This is a genomic window from Bradyrhizobium sp. CCGE-LA001 (assembly GCF_000296215.2).
In the GTDB taxonomy this organism is placed as follows: Bacteria; Pseudomonadota; Alphaproteobacteria; order Rhizobiales; family Xanthobacteraceae; genus Bradyrhizobium.
In genome coordinates this window covers 7,141,012-7,158,202 of the sequence record NZ_CP013949.1, presented here as the reverse complement: position 1 = coordinate 7,158,202, position 17,191 = coordinate 7,141,012, and the positions used below count along the sequence as shown (strand labels likewise).

Genomic DNA, 17,191 nt, shown 5'->3' with positions numbered 1-17,191 from the left:
AATGGGTAGTCTGTCAGGCAAGAACGCCGTCGTGACCGGATCGACCAGCGGCATCGGGCTGGCTTACGCACGCGCCTTCGCCGCCGCTGGCGCCAATGTCGTCATCAACGGCTTCGGCTCGCCCGAGGACATCGAGAAGGAACGTGCCAAGATCGAGGCCGACTTCAAGGTCAAGGCGATCTATTCGCCCGCCGACATGACCAAGCCCGCCGAGATCGCCGGCATGATCGCGCTCGGCGAGAAGACGTTCGGCTCCGTCGACATCCTCGTCAACAATGCCGGCATCCAGTTCGTCTCGCCGATCGAGGAGTTTCCGCTCGAGAAGTGGGACCAGATCATCGCGATCAACCTGTCCTCGGCCTTCCATGCCATCCGCGCGGCCGTGCCCGGCATGAAGAATAAAGGCTGGGGCCGCATCATCAACACGGCGTCGGCGCACTCGCTGGTGGCTTCGCCCTTCAAGTCGGCTTACGTCTCGGCCAAGCACGGCATTGCCGGCCTCACCAAGACTGTCGCCCTGGAAGTCGCGACCCACAAGATCACCTGCAACTGCATCAGCCCCGGTTACGTCTGGACGCCGCTGGTCGAGAAGCAGATCCCCGATACGATGAAGGCGCGCAATCTGACGCGCGAGCAGGTGATCAACGATGTGCTGCTCGATGCGCAGCCGACCAAGGAGTTCGTCACCTCCGAGCAGGTCGCAGCATTGGCGCTTTTCCTGTGCAGCGACGATGCCGCGCAGATCACCGGCTCCAATCTCTCGATCGACGGCGGCTGGACGGCGGAGTAGGGCGCGCCAACCTCATAACTTTCGGTCATGCCCCGCGAAGGCGGGGCATCCAGTACACCGAGGCCTCTCGGTCAATCATAACCGCGTCGGAGTACTGGATCGCCCGGTCAAGCCGGGCGATGACAGTGAGAGTGGGGCGGCCTTCTTGATCGTCGCCTATTTCCCGAACGCCAGCACGTGCAGGCCGAGGCGCTGCCGCACGATCCAGAACAGCAGCACCGTCTCGAAGGTGAGCGAGATCGAGGTGGCGGCGGCGGCGCCGTGGCCGCCGTAGCGCGGGACCAGCACGATGCAGAGCACGAGGTTCATCACGAAGGCCAGTGCATAAGCGAGCGCGCAGATCTTCTGCTGTCCGAGCATGTTGAGCAGCCGCTCGACCGGCCCGATCGCAGAGCGCACCACGAGGCCGATGGCGGCGACGAACATGATGTCGTAGCCGACCGTGAACTGCGGCCCGAACAGCCAGAGCAGCGGCTTGCCGCAAGCGAGCAGCAGGACCGTCGCCGCCAGCGACGGCCAGAACGTCCAGCCGATGGCGTGCGCCACATAGGCCGACAGCCGCGCCTTGTCGCCGCTCGCATTGTATTCGGCGAAGCGATGCGCCGTCGTTGCCGACATCGCGTAGTGGATGAAGGAGACCAGCGCCAGCGTCTTCACCACGGCGAAATAGACGCCGACCTCCTCGGATGGGCGGAATTGCTGGAGCACCAGCACGTCGGTGTAGGACAGCAGCAGGTAGAAGCTCTCGACCAGCAGGATCGGCAGCGAGACGGCGAGCCAGCCGCTTATGTCGTAGGTCTTGGGACCTGGCTCGATGTGCTCGGCGAGCTTGCGGTTCAAGACCACCATCTGACCGGCCATCGCGATCCAGACCGCCCCGGCGCTCGCGACCATCGCGGCGACTGCGCCGAGATGATAGCCGAGCAGGAAGGCAGAGCCCGTGATTCCGATGATCAGCGCCTGACGGATGATGAATTGCGGCATCAGGCCGAGCTGCATCCAGTCGTGCGAGCGCGCGATGCCGTCCTGGGTGTTGGCGACCACGAAGGCCGGCAGCGTCATGCAGCCGATATAGAGCGGCAGCGCCTCGGCCGGATCGATCCAGGGCGCGAGCAGCTTGACGATGCCGGCGAGGACGAGCGACATCGCCATCGAGACGGCAAGGGTCAGCCAGCGGCTGCCGGAGAGAAAGCCGCGCAGCAGCGCGTGCTCGCCGCTGGCGCGATATTCCGGAATGATCTTCTGCGCGGAAGCGGAGATGCCGAAATCCATCATGCTGCCGAGCAGCAGCACCCAGGTCCAGACATAGACGTAGATGCCGTAGTCGGACGTGCCCATCCATCGCGCGAGCAGCACCTGCGAGACATAGGCAAGGCCGGCGCTGATGACGCGGATGATGAAGATGGTGCCGGCCAGCCGCCGCGTCAGCGACGCCTCGCTCGAGCCGCCCGTCAACCTGGCGCGCAGCCGCGCGATCAGCCCGGCCGGTCCGGTCGTTGCGGGTTGTGCATCCATCACGGCCAATTCGAGGTCCCCGGCATCCCGCATGCTGCGGCAGCCTCCGGCCTAGCAACCATTCGTTAACATTCGGTTGGATTGGCACGGTGTCGCGCCTCCCGGATCAGCGCGCGCTTGAAGCGCGCTTGTCCGGGACGACAGCGAGATATTTGGTGCGAGCAGGGCAACTCGGTCGTCGCTGTTCCGGCCTTACCGGAACGACAGCGCAGCCTCACTCCAGATTCGTATTGAACTCGTACGACTTCTCCGGTCCGACCAGCGTGAACTTCAGCGCGGCGCCGTCGGGCTTGGCTCCAGGAGGCAATCCGTCGAGCTCGAAGGAAAATCGCTTCACGTCCGTCGAGCCGTGCTGAACCGGAGCCGGAATCGGCAGCGCCCACTCTGGTGTCGGCCCTTCCACGAACAGATTGACGCTGCGGCTGTCCGGCGTCACCACGTCGACCACCACATTCTTGGGCCCGTCGCGCTTGACGTCGCGGATGGTCAGCGGATTGGGATCACCGATATTGGCCGGCTTGGGCACGGTGTCCAGCGCCGCACGCAGATTCGCGTCCTCGGTCGAGGCGACGCTGTTGAAGCCGAGCTCGGCGCTGGCCTCGACGGGAATGCAGAGCTTCTCGCACACCGCGTAATTGATCTCGGCGCGCAAGGTCACCGGCTTGTCGGCGGCCTTGGCGACGATGCGCAAGGGCAGCACGACCTGGTCGCGATAGCCGATCGAATGCCCGCCTGCGCCGTCGTCGAATTTCAGTGGTGCCGGCCACATGACCGTCACCGCCTCGACGTTGTCCGACTTCGAGAAGTCGAACCGCGGCGGCACGCCGGAATCGCCGGGCGTACGCCAATAGGTCTTCCAGCCCGGCTGGAGCTGGAAGGCGATACCGCCGAGCAGGACGGCGCCGCTGCGCGACCCCGCGACCAGCCGCACTGCGGAATGTCCGTCGCGCTGCCACGGCGACGCGTCGTCGGCACGGGCTACGATCGCCAACGACGACGCAAGCAGGGTTGTCGCGACGCCAATCGCCGCACGCAAGGGAACTATGCTGGACATGGCACGTCTTTACAGGGTCGCCCCGGGGCAAACCATTGAATTGCTTGTGATGGATGCATTGGAATCAAGTCCCTGCAAGCCTTGATTTGACAGCGGCCGGGCCCGACATCAGGATAGGAATTGAAACCGGAGTGCTTCACCATGGCTCCTACAGGTAAAAGGACGGGCGCCAGCACCCGCAGCGCGAGCCCCGCGCTCCCCAGTTCGGCCGGTTACCTCGACGGCCGCCTCCTGATTGCCATGCCCGTGATGGGCGATCCCCGCTTCGAGCGCTCCGTGATCTATCTCTGCGCCCATTCTGCCGAAGGCGCGATGGGGATCATCGTCAACCATCCCGCGGGCTCGATCGACTTCCCCGAGCTGCTGATGCAGCTCGGCATCGTCAAGAAAGGCGAGCACATCAAGCTGCCGGAAAATGCCGAAAGCATGAAGGTGCTGCGCGGCGGCCCGGTCGACACCGGGCGCGGCTTCGTGCTGCATTCCAGCGACTTCTACATCGAGAACGCGACGCTTCGGATCGACGACGGGGTCTGCCTCACCGCGACCGTCGACATCCTGCGGGCGATCGCCAACGGCTCCGGCCCCAAGCACGCCATCCTCGCGCTCGGCTATGCCGGTTGGGCGCCGGGCCAGCTCGAGACCGAGATCCAGGGCAATGGCTGGCTGCATTGCGACGCGGATGCTGACCTGATCTTCGGCGACGACGTCGACGACAAATACACCCGCGCTCTTCAGAAGATCGGCATCGACCCGGGCATGCTGTCGAACGAGGCGGGACACGCGTAAGGGGTGTGGCATCGTTTCGATGTCGTACGTCCCCTCCGCTGTCATGCCCCGGCTTGACCGGGGCATCCAGTACGCCGCGGCCTTTCGGCTCAATCATCGCCGTCTCTGGAATACTGGATCGCCCGGCCAAGCCGGGCGATGACGCCGGTTGCTGAGGAGCGCTGTGCCTTGCCTACTCCGCCGCCTGCTGCTGCACCGTCGGCTCCGTGCCAGCGACCGTCGCGCGGCGCATGTCGCGAGGCTGCGACTGGTCGTAGCGGCGGACGCGGTGCATGGTCTGGCGGTTGTCCCACATCACGAGGTCATGCAGCTTCCATTTGTGGACGTAGACGAACTCTGCTTGCGTCGCGTGCTCGTTGAGATCGCGCAGCAGCAACCGGCCCTCCGGCACGCTCATGCCCACGATCTTGCCGGCATGCGATGAGAGATACAGCGACTTGCGGCGATGGACGGGATGGGTGCGCACCAGCCGCTGCAGCACCGGCTTGAACATCTCCTTCTCCTCGTCGGTGTACTCGGTGAAGCCGAGCGAGCCGCGCGAATACATCAGCGAGTGCTCGCAGACGAGGTCCTCGATCTCCGCCTTGGTCTCGTCGTCCAGCGCGTCATAGGCGGCGCGCATGTCGGCGAATTCGGTGTTGCCGCCCTTCGGGTTCACGACGCGCGCCGACAGCAGCGAGAATTTCGCCGGGATGGGGCGGAACGAACTGTCGGAATGCCACAGACAGTTGCCGAGATTGAACAGATTGGCGCGGCTGTCCTTCGGCAGCGGCTTGCCGTCCTTGCCGAGGTTGGAGACATCGTTCAGGCCCGAGGTGAGGCGGTATTCATCGGCCTTGGTGATGTTGCCGCCGCGTGCTTCCTCGCGCTGGCCGAAATTCAGCGCAAAGGCCATCTGCTGCTCGTCGGTGATGTCCTGGTCGTGGAACACCAGCACGGCGTATTTGTCCATGGCGGCCTCGACCTCGCGCGCCTCATCCGCCGTGAGCGGCTTGCGCAGATCGAGGCCGGACACCTCGCCGACGAAATGTTTCTGAAGCTGCCGGATGGCGATCGTCATGGCGTTCTCCCGCATGTGCGAGCGGTTTCTCCGCTCTGTCGGGAAAAAGGCTACTCTGGCGCTCCTCGTTGTCAACGCTCGCCGTGCATAGCAGCCCGTAGCCCGGGTGAGCGCAGTGATACCCGGGAAAAACACAAGCAAAGTCCCGGATGTCGCTTCGCTCATCCGGGCTACGCGCCTTTGTAAACCCCTACGCGTTCCGCGCCATCAGCCCGCCGTCGACCGGGATCACCGCGCCGGTGAGGAAGGAAGCCGCCGGCAGGCAGAGGCTGAGCGTCATATGCGCGACCTCCTCGGGGTCGCCGTAGCGGCCGAGCGCGGTGCGGCGCTTGGCGTAGATGGTCTTGTGCTCTTCCGAGATGCGATCGGTGATGGCGGTGCGGATCGGCCCCGGACAGATGCAGTTGACGGTGATGCCCTCGCGGCCAAGCTCCACCGCGAGCGAACGGGTCAGGCTGGCAACCCCGCCCTTCGCGGCCGAATAGGGGCTGTGCAAGGCGGTGGCGCCGAGCGCCTCGGTCGAGGCGATGTTGACGATGCGCGGGCTCTTCGACTTCCGCAAATGCGGCAGCACGGCGCGGATGATGCGGGGATGCGCCGTCAGCATCACGGCGAGGCCCTTGGCCCATGCGTCCTCATAGGCCTCGTCGTCGATCGCGACACGCACGGAGATGCCGGCATTGTTGACGACGATGTCGAGCCCGCCGAAACGCGCGGCGATATCGCCGACCACGCGCTTGATTTCGCCGGCATCGGCGACGTCGAGCTTCCAGGCCTGCGCCGATCCGCCGCTCGCCGTAATTTCCCTGGCGACCGCGTTCGCGCCGTGCTCGTCGAAATCCGTGACCGCGACGTTCGCGCCTTCAGTGGCGAACACGCGCGCGGTGGCGCGTCCCATGCCGCTGGCCGCGCCGGTGACGAGGACGGTCAGGCCCTTCACGGACCGGCTGAGCTCCCTGAATTCGGACATGCTGTTTTCCTCGCGCCCTGCTCGTTCTTGGTATGATTGACAAGGCTGTCATCGATCCGCAGACAGGTCAAACAAGCAGAACAACAAGGGAGGCCGCGATGGCGAACGAGCTCGATTTCTCAGGCAAGCAGGTGCTGGTGGTCGGCGGTTCCAGCGGCATCGGCAACGGCATCGCGCAGGCCTTTCGCGCCAGAGGTGCGGATGTCGCGGTGTGCGGCACGCGTGCTCACGCAACGGAATATTCAGCCCATGAAGGCTCCGATCTCACCGGTCTTGCCTACGCGCAGCTCGACGTCAGCAATCCCAGTGCGATCGAGGCGTACAAGCCGTCGTTTGATCGGCTCGACATCCTGGTGCTGGCACAGGGTGCGGTGCTTTATCGCCGCGGCGAATTCGAGATGGCGGGTTTCCGCAAGGTCGTCGAGGTCAATCTGATGAGCCTTATGGCCTGTGCGACGCGGTTTCATTCCATGTTGCGGGACGCGAAGGGCTCGCTGATCATGGTGTCCTCGACCGCCGCCTATCACTCCACTATGGGCAATCCCGCGTACAACGCCTCGAAGACCGGCGCGGTCGGATTGACGCGCACGCTGGGCGAGGCCTGGGCCGAGGACGGCATCCGCGTCAACGGCATCGCCCCCGGCCTCGTCGACACCAAGATGACGAAGGTGACGACAGACAATCCCAAGCGGCTCGAAGGCGCGCTGGCGCGCATCCCGCTGCGGCGATTGGGCACGCCGGCCGACATGGCGGGCGCGGCGCTGTTCCTGGCGTCGCCGCTGTCGTCCTACATCGTCGGCCAGACGCTGGTCGTCGATGGCGGTCTCATTCTATAGGCGACGACAAGGAACCGCGCTGCGTCTGATCGGTTACTTCGGCTGACCACCGAGGAGGATCATCATGGACACGGATCGGATTGTTGGATCGGCCAAGGAATACGCCGGCCGCGCGGAAGGCGCGATCGGAGACATGGCGGGTGATGCGAAGACGCAGGCGTCGGGCAAGGCGCGGGAGGCCGCGGGTACGGTGCAGAATCTCTACGGCCAGGCCAAGGACGCCGTACGCGATGCCACGGACACCGCCGCCGGCTACGCCAAGGACGCCTATGAGAACAGCGGCGAGACCTTCCGCGACGGCACACAGGCGCTGTCGAAGAAGGTGCAGGACAATCCGCTCGGCTCACTGCTGGTCGCTGGCGGCATCGGCTTTGCGCTCGCGCTCCTGATGTCGCGTCCTGCCCGCCGTCCGCCCCCGCGCTGGCGCTATTGAGGCTGACTGAACTGTTCTCGTGCCCCGGACGCGCTGCAGCGCCAAAGCGCTGCTGCGCAGAGCCGGGGCCCATTTTTGCGTAACGCGTGGATGCCGCCCGTGTTGGGTCGCGCGTCCGGGACACGCGTCCTCAGCTTGAGAAACTACCGGATGACTTCCGCCGATCGCCCGACATTGCCGGGCGGACGCGGAATCGCGGGGTTCGGAGTCGGGTTGCGCGGCCCTGGCGCCGGCGCGAACTGACGCGGCGGCGGTGGCTGCGGCGATCCGAAGCCGAAGAAATCCCGGAAGGTCGGCTGCGCCTGGGCGGGCTGCTGTTGCGGAAGCGGCGGCCTTTTCGGTGCGAGCTTCGGCGGCGCGATCGCGGCGGCCGCGCCCGGCGAGCCCGGTGCGGCGCTGCCGTCAGGCGTCGTGGCCGCAACAGGCGTGTCGCCCTTGGCCTGCTCGCGGCCGACTTCGCGGCGCGGCCAGGCGTAATCGTCGGCACGCCCCGCGGGGGCTGACAGCGGCTCGCCCTTCACCATCGTCTTCGCCGCGAGCGCATCGACGGCGGCGGGACGCGAGCCCGGTCCGCCCAGCAACTGATCGGCCGAGATCGAGGCGGCGACCAGCGGCACGATCGGACCGGCCAGAGGTCGCGGCGCCGGCTTGCCTGGCTCGGCGCTGGTGTCCGGCGTCGCCGGCTCGCTTGGCAGCGCGATCGGGCCGGAGCGTCCCGCGAGCAGGCGCGTGATCTCGCGCTCGACATAATGAGCGAGTTTGCGCGCGCCGGGTTTGGTGAAGAAGACGCCGTCGGAGCTGCGCAGCTGGCGGATCTGGCCTTCGAAGTCCGGGCCCTTCTGAAGGAATCGGCCGGCTTCGTCGACGAAGCCGTCCCAGACGTCGACATAGGTGATGCCGGTCTTGGCCGCGCCTTCGCGATACAGCGAATCCAGGAACAGCATGTCCGCCGTGCCCTTCTGCCCGCGAATGGCGGGAAGGCCGACCCAGAGCACCGGAACGCCCTTGGCCTTGAGCAAATTGGCCAGCTCTTCGATCTTCTTGCCGTAGAGCTCGATCCAGCGCTCGTCGCGGAATTCATAGAGGCCGTTCGGATTGCGCGCGGTCTTCTCCGGCGCGGCCGCAGGTGTGTCGGCGTTGTCGGCATCGTCTTGCGGCAGATCGGCATCGGCAGGCTTGTCGTCCGGCTTGGCGGCGCTATCGGGGCCGGACTTCGTCTCGCCGGGCTTGGCCGGCGGCTTGGCGCGCGCGCCCTTGTCGTTCTTCTTGTCCTTGTCCTTATCCGCGGCCTTGTCCGACTTGTCGGTCACAGGCTCGCGAATCGCGGCGCGGTCGTTGACGCCGAGCATGACGACGATGACATCGGGCTTCTCGGTCTCGAGGATGCCCTTCGCCGCCGCCGCCCAATCCGAGGGCTCACCCCTGGGCTGGTACTTGATCAGGCCGGACGTCGTCTTGTGCTTACGGATCACGCCCATGTCGGGCTGCTCGCTGTAGGCGTCCTCGAGGCCATAGGCGAGCCAGTCGGCCATGGCATCGCCGATCACCAGCACGTTCTTCTCAGGAATGGTGTCGCGTTTGGCCGGCGCCGGCGCGCGCGAAAAATCCTGGCGCGGCGCCTGCGGCGCTTGCTGCTGGAAGGGCGCGAAGAAGTCGCCGCCGAACCAGCCGCCGCCTCCACCGCCGCCCCGTTGGGGCGGGGGGGCTGAACGCTGCGGCGGTCCGCCGAAGCCGGGGAAATTGAAGAACTGCGCCGAGGCGGGGGCCGCCACCGACACCAGGATCGCAAGCGCCGTCCCCAGCGCGATCAGCGGGCCGGTCTCGGTCAGCGCCTTGAACAGGGACTTCTTCGACATGCGATCTCGGGCACGCGCAATGAGGACTAAAGTTAGCTCGATATAATAACGGAATCCGGCGCCAAACGGGCAAATTCCATTGCAGATTTCTCGGTCCATACACCGGGGAACAGCCGCCGCCGTCAAGGCCGCCTGGCAAAATCCCCGTTCAGGGCTACTTTCGGCGCGATTTTACCGCCCGCGGAGCCGATCCAGCACGTCGGAGGAGGCAAAGCCGTCCGCGGGCACCCCGATCGAGGCCTGGAAATGGCGCAGGGCTTCCCGTGTCTGGCCGCCGAACTGGCCGTCCGGGGTGCCTTTGTAGAAGCCGCGCTGGGCCAGCAGCTGCTGCAGTTCCAATCGCTCGGTGCGCGACAGCTCCCGCTCCTGCCGCGGCCAGGGCTGCACGAAGGGCTGCCCTCCGCGCAGCCGGTCGGCGAAATGGCCGATCGCGAGCGCATAGGCCTCAGCCGGGTTGTACTTCATGATCACGCGATAGTTCTGGAGCATCAGGAAGCCCGGTCCCTGCGCGCCGGCCGGCGCGAGCAGATAGGCTTTCTCCGCCGGATGCGGGAAGGCCTGGCCCGTCGCCCGCTTCAGCCCAAGCTTCTCCCATTGCGCGATCGTCATCGCCTTGGCGCGGTCGGCCAGCATGTAGTTGAAGCCTTGCGGCACCACGACCTCAAAGCCCCAGGTCTGGCCGACCTGCCAGCCGTCCTTCTTCAGATTGTTGGCGGTCGACGCGATCAGGTCGGTCGGATTGTCGACGACGTCGCGCCGTCCGTCGCCGTCGCCGTCGACGGCAAAGCGCTTGAATGCGGTCGGCATGAACTGGGTCGGGCCGAAGGCGCCGGCCCAGGAGCCGCGCAGCTGCTCCGGTCGCAGATCCCCGCGGTTGAGGATCTCCAGCGCGGAGAGGAACTCGTCCTTGAAATAAGCCTGGCGGCGGCCGATGCAGGCGAGCGTCGCGGTCGATTGCAGCACGCTGCGGTCGCCCATCTGCGTCGAGTAGTTGGACTCGATGCCCCAGATCGAAGCGATGATGTAGCGGTCGACGCCGGTGGCCTTTTCGGTGGCGTCGAACTGCGCCTTGTATTTGGCGAGGATCTCGCGGCCCGTGGCGAGGCGGTTGTCGTTCACGAGAATGTCGAGATAGGCCCAGATCGATTTGGTGAACTCCGGCTGCGAGTCCATCAGATCCATGATGCGCAGGTCAGGTGAGAGCCCGGTCGTGAAGCGCTGGAAATTCTCCTGGGTGATGTTGCGCCGTGCGGCATCGGGCCACATCGCCGCGACGCAATTGTTGAAATTTCCCGCGGCTTCGCGGATCGCGGCGGCCGTCATCAGCGGATGGCCGGAAGCGCCATCCTCGCCGCTCCAAGGGGGAGCTCCCGTTGGCGCGCCCGGCGCAGGTTGCGCGGGCGCCGGGTTCTGGCCGGAGAAGATGCCGCCGAACAGATTGGACAGGCCGTTCTGCGCCTGGGCGTGCGCGCGGACAGGCAGCAGCAAAGCCGCTGCGATCATCGTCGCACCGGCCACTGACCCGGCCTGTCTTGCCAATCGTGCCGCTGATTGCATCATGTCCCATCCGTCGGCCTGAAATTTCAGCCATCAGGAGGCCTGTCAGGCGTTGCCAATAGCTTAACAAAGGTGAAATTTTGGTGACGGCCTTTTTCTTAACTCTGTCGGGGCGAGGCCCCACATCCGCCTTTGTTGGCGGCTGCAAACAGGTTAGCAAGTCACCATTGCTCCGTTCACGTCCTCAGGTATTCGATCGCCCCCATGAAAATTCGCAAAGCCGTATTCCCCGTCGCCGGCCTCGGCACCCGCGTCCTGCCCGCCACCAAGGCGATGCCGAAGGAAATGCTGACCATCGTCGACAAGCCGCTGATCCAGTACGTCTATGACGAGGCGAGGGAGGCCGGCATCGAGCATTTCGTCTTCGTCACCGGTCGCAACAAGAACGTGATCGAAGATCATTTCGACCGGATGTTCGAGCTCGACGCGACGCTCAGTCAGCGCGGCAAGAAGGCCGAGCAGGAGATTCTGGCGCAGAACCAGCCCGAGGCCGGCGCCGTCAGCTTCACCCGCCAGCAGGCGCCGCTCGGTCTCGGCCACGCGGTCTGGTGCGCGCGCGACATCGTCGGCAACGAGCCGTTTGCGGTCGTGCTGCCCGACGAGCTCGTGCTCAACACGCCCGGCTGCCTGAAGCAGATGATCGAGATGGCGTCCTCGCTCGGCGAGAAATCCAATCTGGTTGCGGTCGAGGCGGTGCCCGACCATCTCACCCATCAATACGGCATCTGCGGCGTCGGAAAACGCACCGGCAAGATGTTTGAGGTCGACGGCATGGTCGAGAAGCCGGCCAAGGGCACGGCGCCCTCCAACCTCTCGATCACCGGCCGCTACATCCTCCAGCCGGAGATCTTCAAGATCCTGGAGACCCAGGAGCGCGGCGCCGGCGGCGAGATCCAGCTCACCGACGCCATGATCGGCCTTGCCAAGACGCAGAAATTCTACGGTGTCGAATTCGAAGGCGAGCGCCACGATTGCGGCTCCAAGCCCGGCTTCCTCCGCGCCAACATCGCCTACGGCCTAAAGCGCCCGGAATTGCGCGACGGGCTGATCGCGGAGATGAAAAAGTATCTGGGGCAGTAGCAGGCGTTATCTCTCGACTCGTCATTGCGAGGAGCGAAGCGACGAAGCAATCCAGGCTGACTCCGCGGAGGCAGTCTGGATTGCTTCGCGGAGCCTGTCATCGGGCCGTGCTAAGCGCGGACCCGTTGCCTCGCAATTGTGAACATGCACAGCAATGACGACGGCTGGAGAGTTCGTCACGCCACCAGCGACAGTTGCGGCAGACTCGCGACCGCTGACTGGTTGCGGCCCCCGGCTTTCGCCGCATAGAGCGCCTTGTCGGCGGCGGCGACCAGGACCGGCCAGTCCATGCCGGCAACGGGAACGAGGCTGGCGATGCCGCAGGACACCGTCGAGATGGTCTGCTCGTCGGACCAGCCCTGCACCTTGAGGCGGATCGTCTCGGCGACCTTGAAGGCGTCGCTGGCCGAAATGTTCGGCAGCAGCACCGCGAACTCCTCGCCGCCATAGCGGGCGGCGCAGTCGCCAGGCCGGCTCACCGAATCCGAAATGCAGATGGCGATGCCGACCAACACCTGGTCGCCGGCCTGATGCCCGAACGTGTCGTTGTAGGCCTTGAAGTGATCGGCATCGATCATCAGCAGCGCGAGCGGCGCCTTCTGGCGCATCGCACGCCGCCACTCGACGTCGATCACGGCATCGAACTTGCGGCGGTTCTTCAGGCCGGTGAGGGCGTCCGTCGTCGCCATCTCCTCGAGCTTGCGCTCGGCCTCGGCGCGCCGTCCGATCTCGCGCGCAAGCACCAGGGTCGAGGCCAGCACGAACAGGATGAGTGCCACGACCACGGCGCCGATGCGATAGGCCTCTCTCTGCCACAGCTCGAACACGGCGTTCAGCGGCTTGCCTGCCACCACGAACAGCGGTCCACTGCCGCCGCTGCGGGCATAGAGCCTCGGCGTCGGATCGACCGGTCCTTGCCCAGAATAGGAGGCGCCGGCGGGCAGATTGTCCGCCTTCCAGCTCCGATGGTCGTTCAGATTCGTTCCAATGATGTCGAGATCGAACGGCCGTCGCATCATGATGGTGCGGTCGCGCTTGAGCACGGTGATGGTGTCGTCGGGGTCGAGGCTCAGCCGATCGAACAATTCATGGAAATAGCTGAAACGGATCGAGCCGGTGACGACGCCCATGAAGCCGCCATCGGCATCGCTGATGCGCCGGCTCAGGACGATGGAATAGGCACCGCGAAACAGCATGGGACGGCTGATGAAGAGCCCGGCGCCGGGATTGTCGCGATGAACCCTGAAGTAATCCTCCTCGCGCCGATTCTCGGTGAGGGGATCGAGCGTGGAGGCGTCCATGATCAGCCGTCCCTCGGCATCGAATACCTGGATGGCGCCGAAATGCCTGGCGTTGGTCGCATGGTCGAACAGGATCAGGTGGCGGATCGGCTTGGAGACCGTCGCGAGCTCGGGCAGCAGCATGTTGCTGGCGACCGCCTTCAGCGAGAGATCGTAGATCTCGACGTTCCGGCTGACGTCGGACTCGATCGTCGTCGCCAGATTCTCCAGCGTCTGGCGGGCGAGCGCCTCCTCGCCGCGGCGCATGTCCAGCATCACGTTGACGCAAATGGCGGAGAAGCCGATCACCGTCACCACGGACGAGATGATCAGCAGCTTCGCCGAAATCCGCCACGGCCGACGGGCCGTGTTCTCGCGCCATCCAGACAGCATCGCTCGCTCCCGATCCTAGTGGATGCGCCCGAAAGCTTGCGTAGTGTTTAAGGCGGGACGGCGCTGCCGCAATGAGTTAAGAAACGGTTCATGCGGCGCACGGTTTTGGGCAGCCTCATGTGAGCGGGACGAGAGGACGATTGTGAACGACTACCAGGCGTTGCGTGACTATCTGATGCGGCAAAAGCAGGACGAGTTCGTGCTGAGCTTCGAGCAGATCGAGGAGATCATCGGTGCGGCCCTGCCGCGCGCGGCGAACCGCGCCTCCTGGTGGGACAGCCTGCGCAGCCCCGACATCCAGATGCCGCAACGCGAAGCCTGCCTGGCCGCCGGCTTCGTGGCGACGCGGATGCCGGACGGTGCGAGCGTTCGGTTCAGGAAAAAGAAGGGTGATCGGCGGCGGTAGCGGCGCCTAGCTCGGTGCAGATCCCTCGACAACAAACAGTATTGTAGGATGGGCAAAGCCAAGCGTCCCCACCATAAACTAGAGCGGCATGCGGGGAGAAATGGTGGGCACGGCGCAAGTGCGCCTTTGCCCACCCCTACGGGACTCGTGATCAGCTCGCAGCTTCGAGCCGCACTTCCGTCAGCAGGCGCATCGCGGCATCCGCGTCCATCGGTTCGCCGAAGGCGAAGCCTTGCGCGTATTCGCAGCCCATCTGGTAGAGCTCGACCGCATCGGAATCGGTCTCGGCGCCTTCGGCCACGACGTCCATGCCGAGGTCGTGCGCGAGCGCGATGATCGACTTCAGGATCACCGGACGCGTGCCGCGGCTGGTGGTGCGCACGAAGGACTGGTCGATCTTGATGGTGTCGAACGGGAAGCGCTGGAGATAGGCCAGCGAGGAATGGCCGGTGCCGAAATCGTCGAGCGAGAGGCCGGTGCCGAGCTCGCGGATTCGCGTCAGCATCTGTGCCGCGTGCTCCGGATTCTCCATCACCAGCGATTCCGTCAGCTCCAGCTTCAGCGTGCCGCGCGCCACCGAGGAGCGCGACAGCACGGTGCGGACATCGTGAATGAGATCATGACGGAGCAATTGCCGTGACGACACGTTGACCGAGGCGAAGATCGGCTCGCGCGAGCGCATCGCGCGCTGCCACACCGAGAGCTGCTTTGCGGTCTGGTCGAGCACGAACATGCCGAGATCGACGATCAGGCCGGTCTCTTCCGCGATCGTGATGAATTCCGACGGCGCCATGCGTCCGAGCTTCGGATGGTCCCAGCGTGCCAGGGCCTCGAAGCCGGCGATCGAGCGATCCTCCAGCCGCACGATCGGCTGGTACAGGATGGTGATCTCCTGCCGCTCGATGGCGCGGCGCAGTTCGCTCTCCAGCGTCAGGCGGTCGGTCTTCCGCGCGCGCATCGCCGGCTTGTAGACGTCGATGCGGTCGCCGCCGATCCGCTTGGAGTGATACATCGCGAGCTCGGCGTCCTTGATGATCTCGTCCGTGAGCTGGACTTGCGGGTCGGAGAGCGCGAGGCCGATCGAGGCCGTGAGGAAGATCTCGCGATCGTTGAAGGCGATCGGGGCGCGGATGGTCTTGCGGATGGTTTCGGCGAAAGCCGTGATGCGCGCCGGGTCCTGCTCCGACAGCAGGATCAGGCCGAACTGGTCGCCGGCCATCCGCGCCAGCGTGTCCTGCGGCTTCAGGATGCGGGTGAGGCGGCGGGCGAGGGTGAGCAGGATGGAATCGCCGACCGCGATGCCGACGGAATCGTTGACCTGCTTGAAGCGGTCGAGGTCGATCACCATCAGCGTCGGCCGCAGCGCCGGCATGGACTTGGCGAAATGCGCGACCGCGCCCAGGCGGTCCATGAACAGCTTGCGGTTGGGCAGGCCGGTGAGATTGTCATGCACGGAATCGTGCAGCAGGCGCTCCTCGGCGTTGCGCAGCTCGGTGACGTCGGTCAGCGTTCCGACCACGCGCGAGACCTCGCCGTCCGAGCCGACCACCGGGCGCGCCTTCAGCGCGAACCACATGAAGTGACCGTCGGGGGTGCGCAAACGGAAATCCTGGACCAGGCGGCCGCGGCGCTGGTCGAGCACGCTGTCGAGCGCTGCGCGAAAGCGATCCTGGTCGAGCGGGTGCAGCACCTCTAACCAGGACGCGGCCGGGCCTTCCAGCGTGCCGCGCTTGAGGCCGAGCAGGGCCTCGGTCTCCGGGCTGGTGAAGACCTTGTCGGCGGAGACGTCCCAGTCCCAGATCAGATCGCCCGAGCCGGCCAGCGCTAAGGCCCGCCGCTCGATGTCGGAGACGACGCCGGTGCTGGCGCTGCCGCCGGCGAAGGCATGCTGCATCACGGTGAAGCCGATCAGCATCACGATCAGCACGAGGCCGCCGAGCAGCGCCGGGCCGACGATGTCGTTGGTGACGGAGCCTGCCACCGTCATGCCGGCCGCGACCACCCAGACCACCAGCAGGAACCAGGTCGGGATCAGCAGCACCGCACGGTCGAAGCCGTGGGTGGAGAGATAGACGATCAGCGCAAAGCCGGCGAAGGCGATCAGTACCAGCGACATGCGGGCGATGCCGGAGGCGACGGCCGGATCGAACAGCGCCAGAGCAACCAGGGCCCCGAGGAAGAGCAGCCAGAGCACCGTGATGTGCGAGTAGCGCACATGCCATCGGCTGAGATTGAGATAGGCGAACAGGAACACTAGCAGCGTCGCCGCCAGGATGGCCTCGCCCGCCGCGCGCCAGATGCGCTCGGCGTTGTTCGACATGTCGAGCACCTTGCCCCAGAAGCCGAAATCGACGCCGATATAGACCAGCACCGCCCAGGCCAGCGCCGCAGCGGCCGGGAACATGATGCTGCCCTTCACCACGAACAGGATGGTCAGCACCAGCGCGAGCAAGCCGGAGATGCCGATCACGATGCCCTGGTACAGCGTGAACGAGTTGACCTTGTCCTTGTAGGCTTCCGGCTCCCACAGATAGAGCTGCGGCAGCTTGTCGGTGCGCAGCTCCGCAACGAAGGTGACGACGGCGCCGGGGTCGAGCGTGATACGGAACACGTCCGCGGTGGCGCTTTCCTGACGTTCGGGCCGGTCGCCGATCGAGGGCGTGATGGTCGCGATGCGCGACAGGCCGAGGTCCGGCCAGAGCAGCCCCGAGGAGACGATGCGATAATGCGGGGCGACGATCAGGCGGTCGAGCTGGTCATCGGTGTTGTTGGCGAGCGCGAACACCACCCAGTTCTGGCCGCCTTCGCGGGCACGCACCTCGATGCGGCGGACGATGCCGTCGGTGCCGGGCGCCGTCGAGACCTGGATGCGGTCGGCGTCGCTGCGCTGGTGATCGATCACGCCGGTGAGGTCGATCGCGGCCGCGTCACTGCGAACGCTGACAGCGTCGAGCGCGCGTGCAGGGGACGCGGCAACGAGCATCATGAGGCCCAGCGCGATGGGCGCGAGGCACCTGATCAGACGCAAGGTCAGTTCTCCGCGTTCGACGCAAACTTCGAGTGCAAGGCGATTCTTAAGAGGCGATTTCAAACCGAACGGACGTGGTTCGGTGCGTCGCGATAGATGCCACGAAAGCGAGGAAAATCAAAGACTTTCCGCCCGGCCCTGTGGGCC

General features: G+C 65.5%; 14 protein-coding genes. 6 read left to right on the top strand and 8 right to left on the bottom strand.

Annotated elements, in window-relative coordinates; all coding sequences use genetic code 11:
• Position 1 precedes the first annotated feature (1 nt).
• A complete protein-coding gene (locus BCCGELA001_RS32645) occupies positions 2 to 790 on the top strand; it encodes a 3-hydroxybutyrate dehydrogenase (RefSeq protein WP_008546714.1) in 789 nt (262 codons plus the stop codon).
• Positions 791 to 946: 156 nt separating this feature from the next.
• Here the strand turns inward: BCCGELA001_RS32645 and BCCGELA001_RS32640 are convergent, their stop codons facing one another.
• Together BCCGELA001_RS32640 and BCCGELA001_RS32635 are read right to left on the bottom strand one after the other, a co-directional pair.
• Complete coding sequence (locus tag BCCGELA001_RS32640; protein WP_060737980.1) at positions 947 to 2,314, bottom strand: flippase; 1,368 nt, start codon at positions 2,312 to 2,314, stop codon at positions 947 to 949.
• A gap of 205 nt (positions 2,315 to 2,519) precedes the next feature.
• The gene (locus BCCGELA001_RS32635) at positions 2,520 to 3,359 is read right to left on the bottom strand and encodes a protein-disulfide reductase DsbD domain-containing protein (protein ID WP_060737155.1); all 840 of its coding nucleotides are present in this window, start codon (positions 3,357 to 3,359) and stop codon (positions 2,520 to 2,522) included.
• A gap of 141 nt (positions 3,360 to 3,500) precedes the next feature.
• Here BCCGELA001_RS32635 and BCCGELA001_RS32630 point away from each other — a divergent pair, with 141 nt between their 5' ends.
• Positions 3,501 to 4,145, top strand: coding sequence for a YqgE/AlgH family protein (locus BCCGELA001_RS32630; protein ID WP_060737154.1), 645 nt, complete (start codon positions 3,501 to 3,503; stop codon positions 4,143 to 4,145).
• 172 nt (positions 4,146 to 4,317) lie between these two features.
• Here the strand turns inward: BCCGELA001_RS32630 and BCCGELA001_RS32625 are convergent, their stop codons facing one another.
• Together BCCGELA001_RS32625 and BCCGELA001_RS32620 are read right to left on the bottom strand one after the other, a co-directional pair.
• Positions 4,318 to 5,205, bottom strand: coding sequence for a TauD/TfdA dioxygenase family protein (locus BCCGELA001_RS32625; protein ID WP_060737979.1), 888 nt, complete (start codon positions 5,203 to 5,205; stop codon positions 4,318 to 4,320).
• 190 nt (positions 5,206 to 5,395) lie between these two features.
• A complete protein-coding gene (locus BCCGELA001_RS32620; RefSeq protein ID WP_008546684.1) occupies positions 5,396 to 6,175 on the bottom strand; it encodes an SDR family NAD(P)-dependent oxidoreductase in 780 nt (259 codons plus the stop codon).
• Between the two features lie 98 nt (positions 6,176 to 6,273).
• On the opposite strand from BCCGELA001_RS32620, the gene BCCGELA001_RS32615 reads away from it, so the two are divergent.
• Complete coding sequence (locus tag BCCGELA001_RS32615) at positions 6,274 to 7,011, top strand: SDR family NAD(P)-dependent oxidoreductase (RefSeq protein WP_008546681.1); 738 nt, start codon at positions 6,274 to 6,276, stop codon at positions 7,009 to 7,011.
• 64 nt (positions 7,012 to 7,075) lie between these two features.
• Entirely contained in the window at positions 7,076 to 7,444 is a 369-nt protein-coding gene (locus tag BCCGELA001_RS32610; RefSeq protein WP_008546679.1) for a CsbD family protein, read from the top strand.
• 143 nt (positions 7,445 to 7,587) lie between these two features.
• On the opposite strand, the gene BCCGELA001_RS32605 is transcribed toward BCCGELA001_RS32610, so the two are convergent.
• Together BCCGELA001_RS32605 and BCCGELA001_RS32600 are read right to left on the bottom strand one after the other, a co-directional pair.
• Positions 7,588 to 9,300, bottom strand: coding sequence for an SGNH/GDSL hydrolase family protein (locus BCCGELA001_RS32605; protein WP_060737153.1), 1,713 nt, complete (start codon positions 9,298 to 9,300; stop codon positions 7,588 to 7,590).
• Positions 9,301 to 9,471: 171 nt separating this feature from the next.
• The gene (locus tag BCCGELA001_RS32600) at positions 9,472 to 10,860 is read right to left on the bottom strand and encodes a lytic murein transglycosylase (RefSeq protein WP_193409751.1); all 1,389 of its coding nucleotides are present in this window, start codon (positions 10,858 to 10,860) and stop codon (positions 9,472 to 9,474) included.
• A gap of 201 nt (positions 10,861 to 11,061) precedes the next feature.
• On the opposite strand from BCCGELA001_RS32600, the gene galU reads away from it, so the two are divergent.
• Positions 11,062 to 11,937, top strand: coding sequence for a UTP--glucose-1-phosphate uridylyltransferase GalU (galU, locus tag BCCGELA001_RS32595; RefSeq protein WP_008546654.1), 876 nt, complete (start codon positions 11,062 to 11,064; stop codon positions 11,935 to 11,937).
• 176 nt (positions 11,938 to 12,113) lie between these two features.
• Here the strand turns inward: galU and BCCGELA001_RS32590 are convergent, their stop codons facing one another.
• The gene (locus BCCGELA001_RS32590) at positions 12,114 to 13,610 is read right to left on the bottom strand and encodes a sensor domain-containing diguanylate cyclase (protein WP_060737151.1); all 1,497 of its coding nucleotides are present in this window, start codon (positions 13,608 to 13,610) and stop codon (positions 12,114 to 12,116) included.
• A 142-nt stretch (positions 13,611 to 13,752) separates the two neighbouring features.
• Between BCCGELA001_RS32590 and BCCGELA001_RS32585 the strand changes: the two genes are divergently transcribed.
• A complete protein-coding gene (locus BCCGELA001_RS32585) occupies positions 13,753 to 14,016 on the top strand; it encodes a DUF7662 domain-containing protein (RefSeq protein ID WP_008565796.1) in 264 nt (87 codons plus the stop codon).
• Between the two features lie 151 nt (positions 14,017 to 14,167).
• Here BCCGELA001_RS32585 and BCCGELA001_RS32580 read toward each other — a convergent pair whose 3' ends face one another.
• Complete coding sequence (locus tag BCCGELA001_RS32580) at positions 14,168 to 17,044, bottom strand: EAL domain-containing protein (protein WP_060737150.1); 2,877 nt, start codon at positions 17,042 to 17,044, stop codon at positions 14,168 to 14,170.
• Positions 17,045 to 17,191: the final 147 nt, after the last annotated feature.

Excerpts from the sequence above, each read along its gene's own strand:
- BCCGELA001_RS32645 (WP_008546714.1), top strand. The coding sequence starts at position 2 with ATGGGTAGTCTGTCAGGCAAGAACGCCGTCGTGACCGGATCGACCAGC.
- BCCGELA001_RS32635 (WP_060737155.1), bottom strand. The coding sequence starts at position 3,359 with ATGTCCAGCATAGTTCCCTTGCGTGCGGCGATTGGCGTCGCGACAACC.
- BCCGELA001_RS32630 (WP_060737154.1), top strand. The coding sequence starts at position 3,501 with ATGGCTCCTACAGGTAAAAGGACGGGCGCCAGCACCCGCAGCGCGAGC.
- BCCGELA001_RS32625 (WP_060737979.1), bottom strand. The coding sequence starts at position 5,205 with ATGACGATCGCCATCCGGCAGCTTCAGAAACATTTCGTCGGCGAGGTG.
- BCCGELA001_RS32620 (WP_008546684.1), bottom strand. The coding sequence starts at position 6,175 with ATGTCCGAATTCAGGGAGCTCAGCCGGTCCGTGAAGGGCCTGACCGTC.
- BCCGELA001_RS32615 (WP_008546681.1), top strand. The coding sequence starts at position 6,274 with ATGGCGAACGAGCTCGATTTCTCAGGCAAGCAGGTGCTGGTGGTCGGC.
- BCCGELA001_RS32610 (WP_008546679.1), top strand. The coding sequence starts at position 7,076 with ATGGACACGGATCGGATTGTTGGATCGGCCAAGGAATACGCCGGCCGC.
- BCCGELA001_RS32605 (WP_060737153.1), bottom strand. The coding sequence starts at position 9,300 with ATGTCGAAGAAGTCCCTGTTCAAGGCGCTGACCGAGACCGGCCCGCTG.
- BCCGELA001_RS32600 (WP_193409751.1), bottom strand. The coding sequence starts at position 10,860 with ATGATGCAATCAGCGGCACGATTGGCAAGACAGGCCGGGTCAGTGGCC.
- galU (WP_008546654.1), top strand. The coding sequence starts at position 11,062 with ATGAAAATTCGCAAAGCCGTATTCCCCGTCGCCGGCCTCGGCACCCGC.
- BCCGELA001_RS32590 (WP_060737151.1), bottom strand. The coding sequence starts at position 13,610 with ATGCTGTCTGGATGGCGCGAGAACACGGCCCGTCGGCCGTGGCGGATT.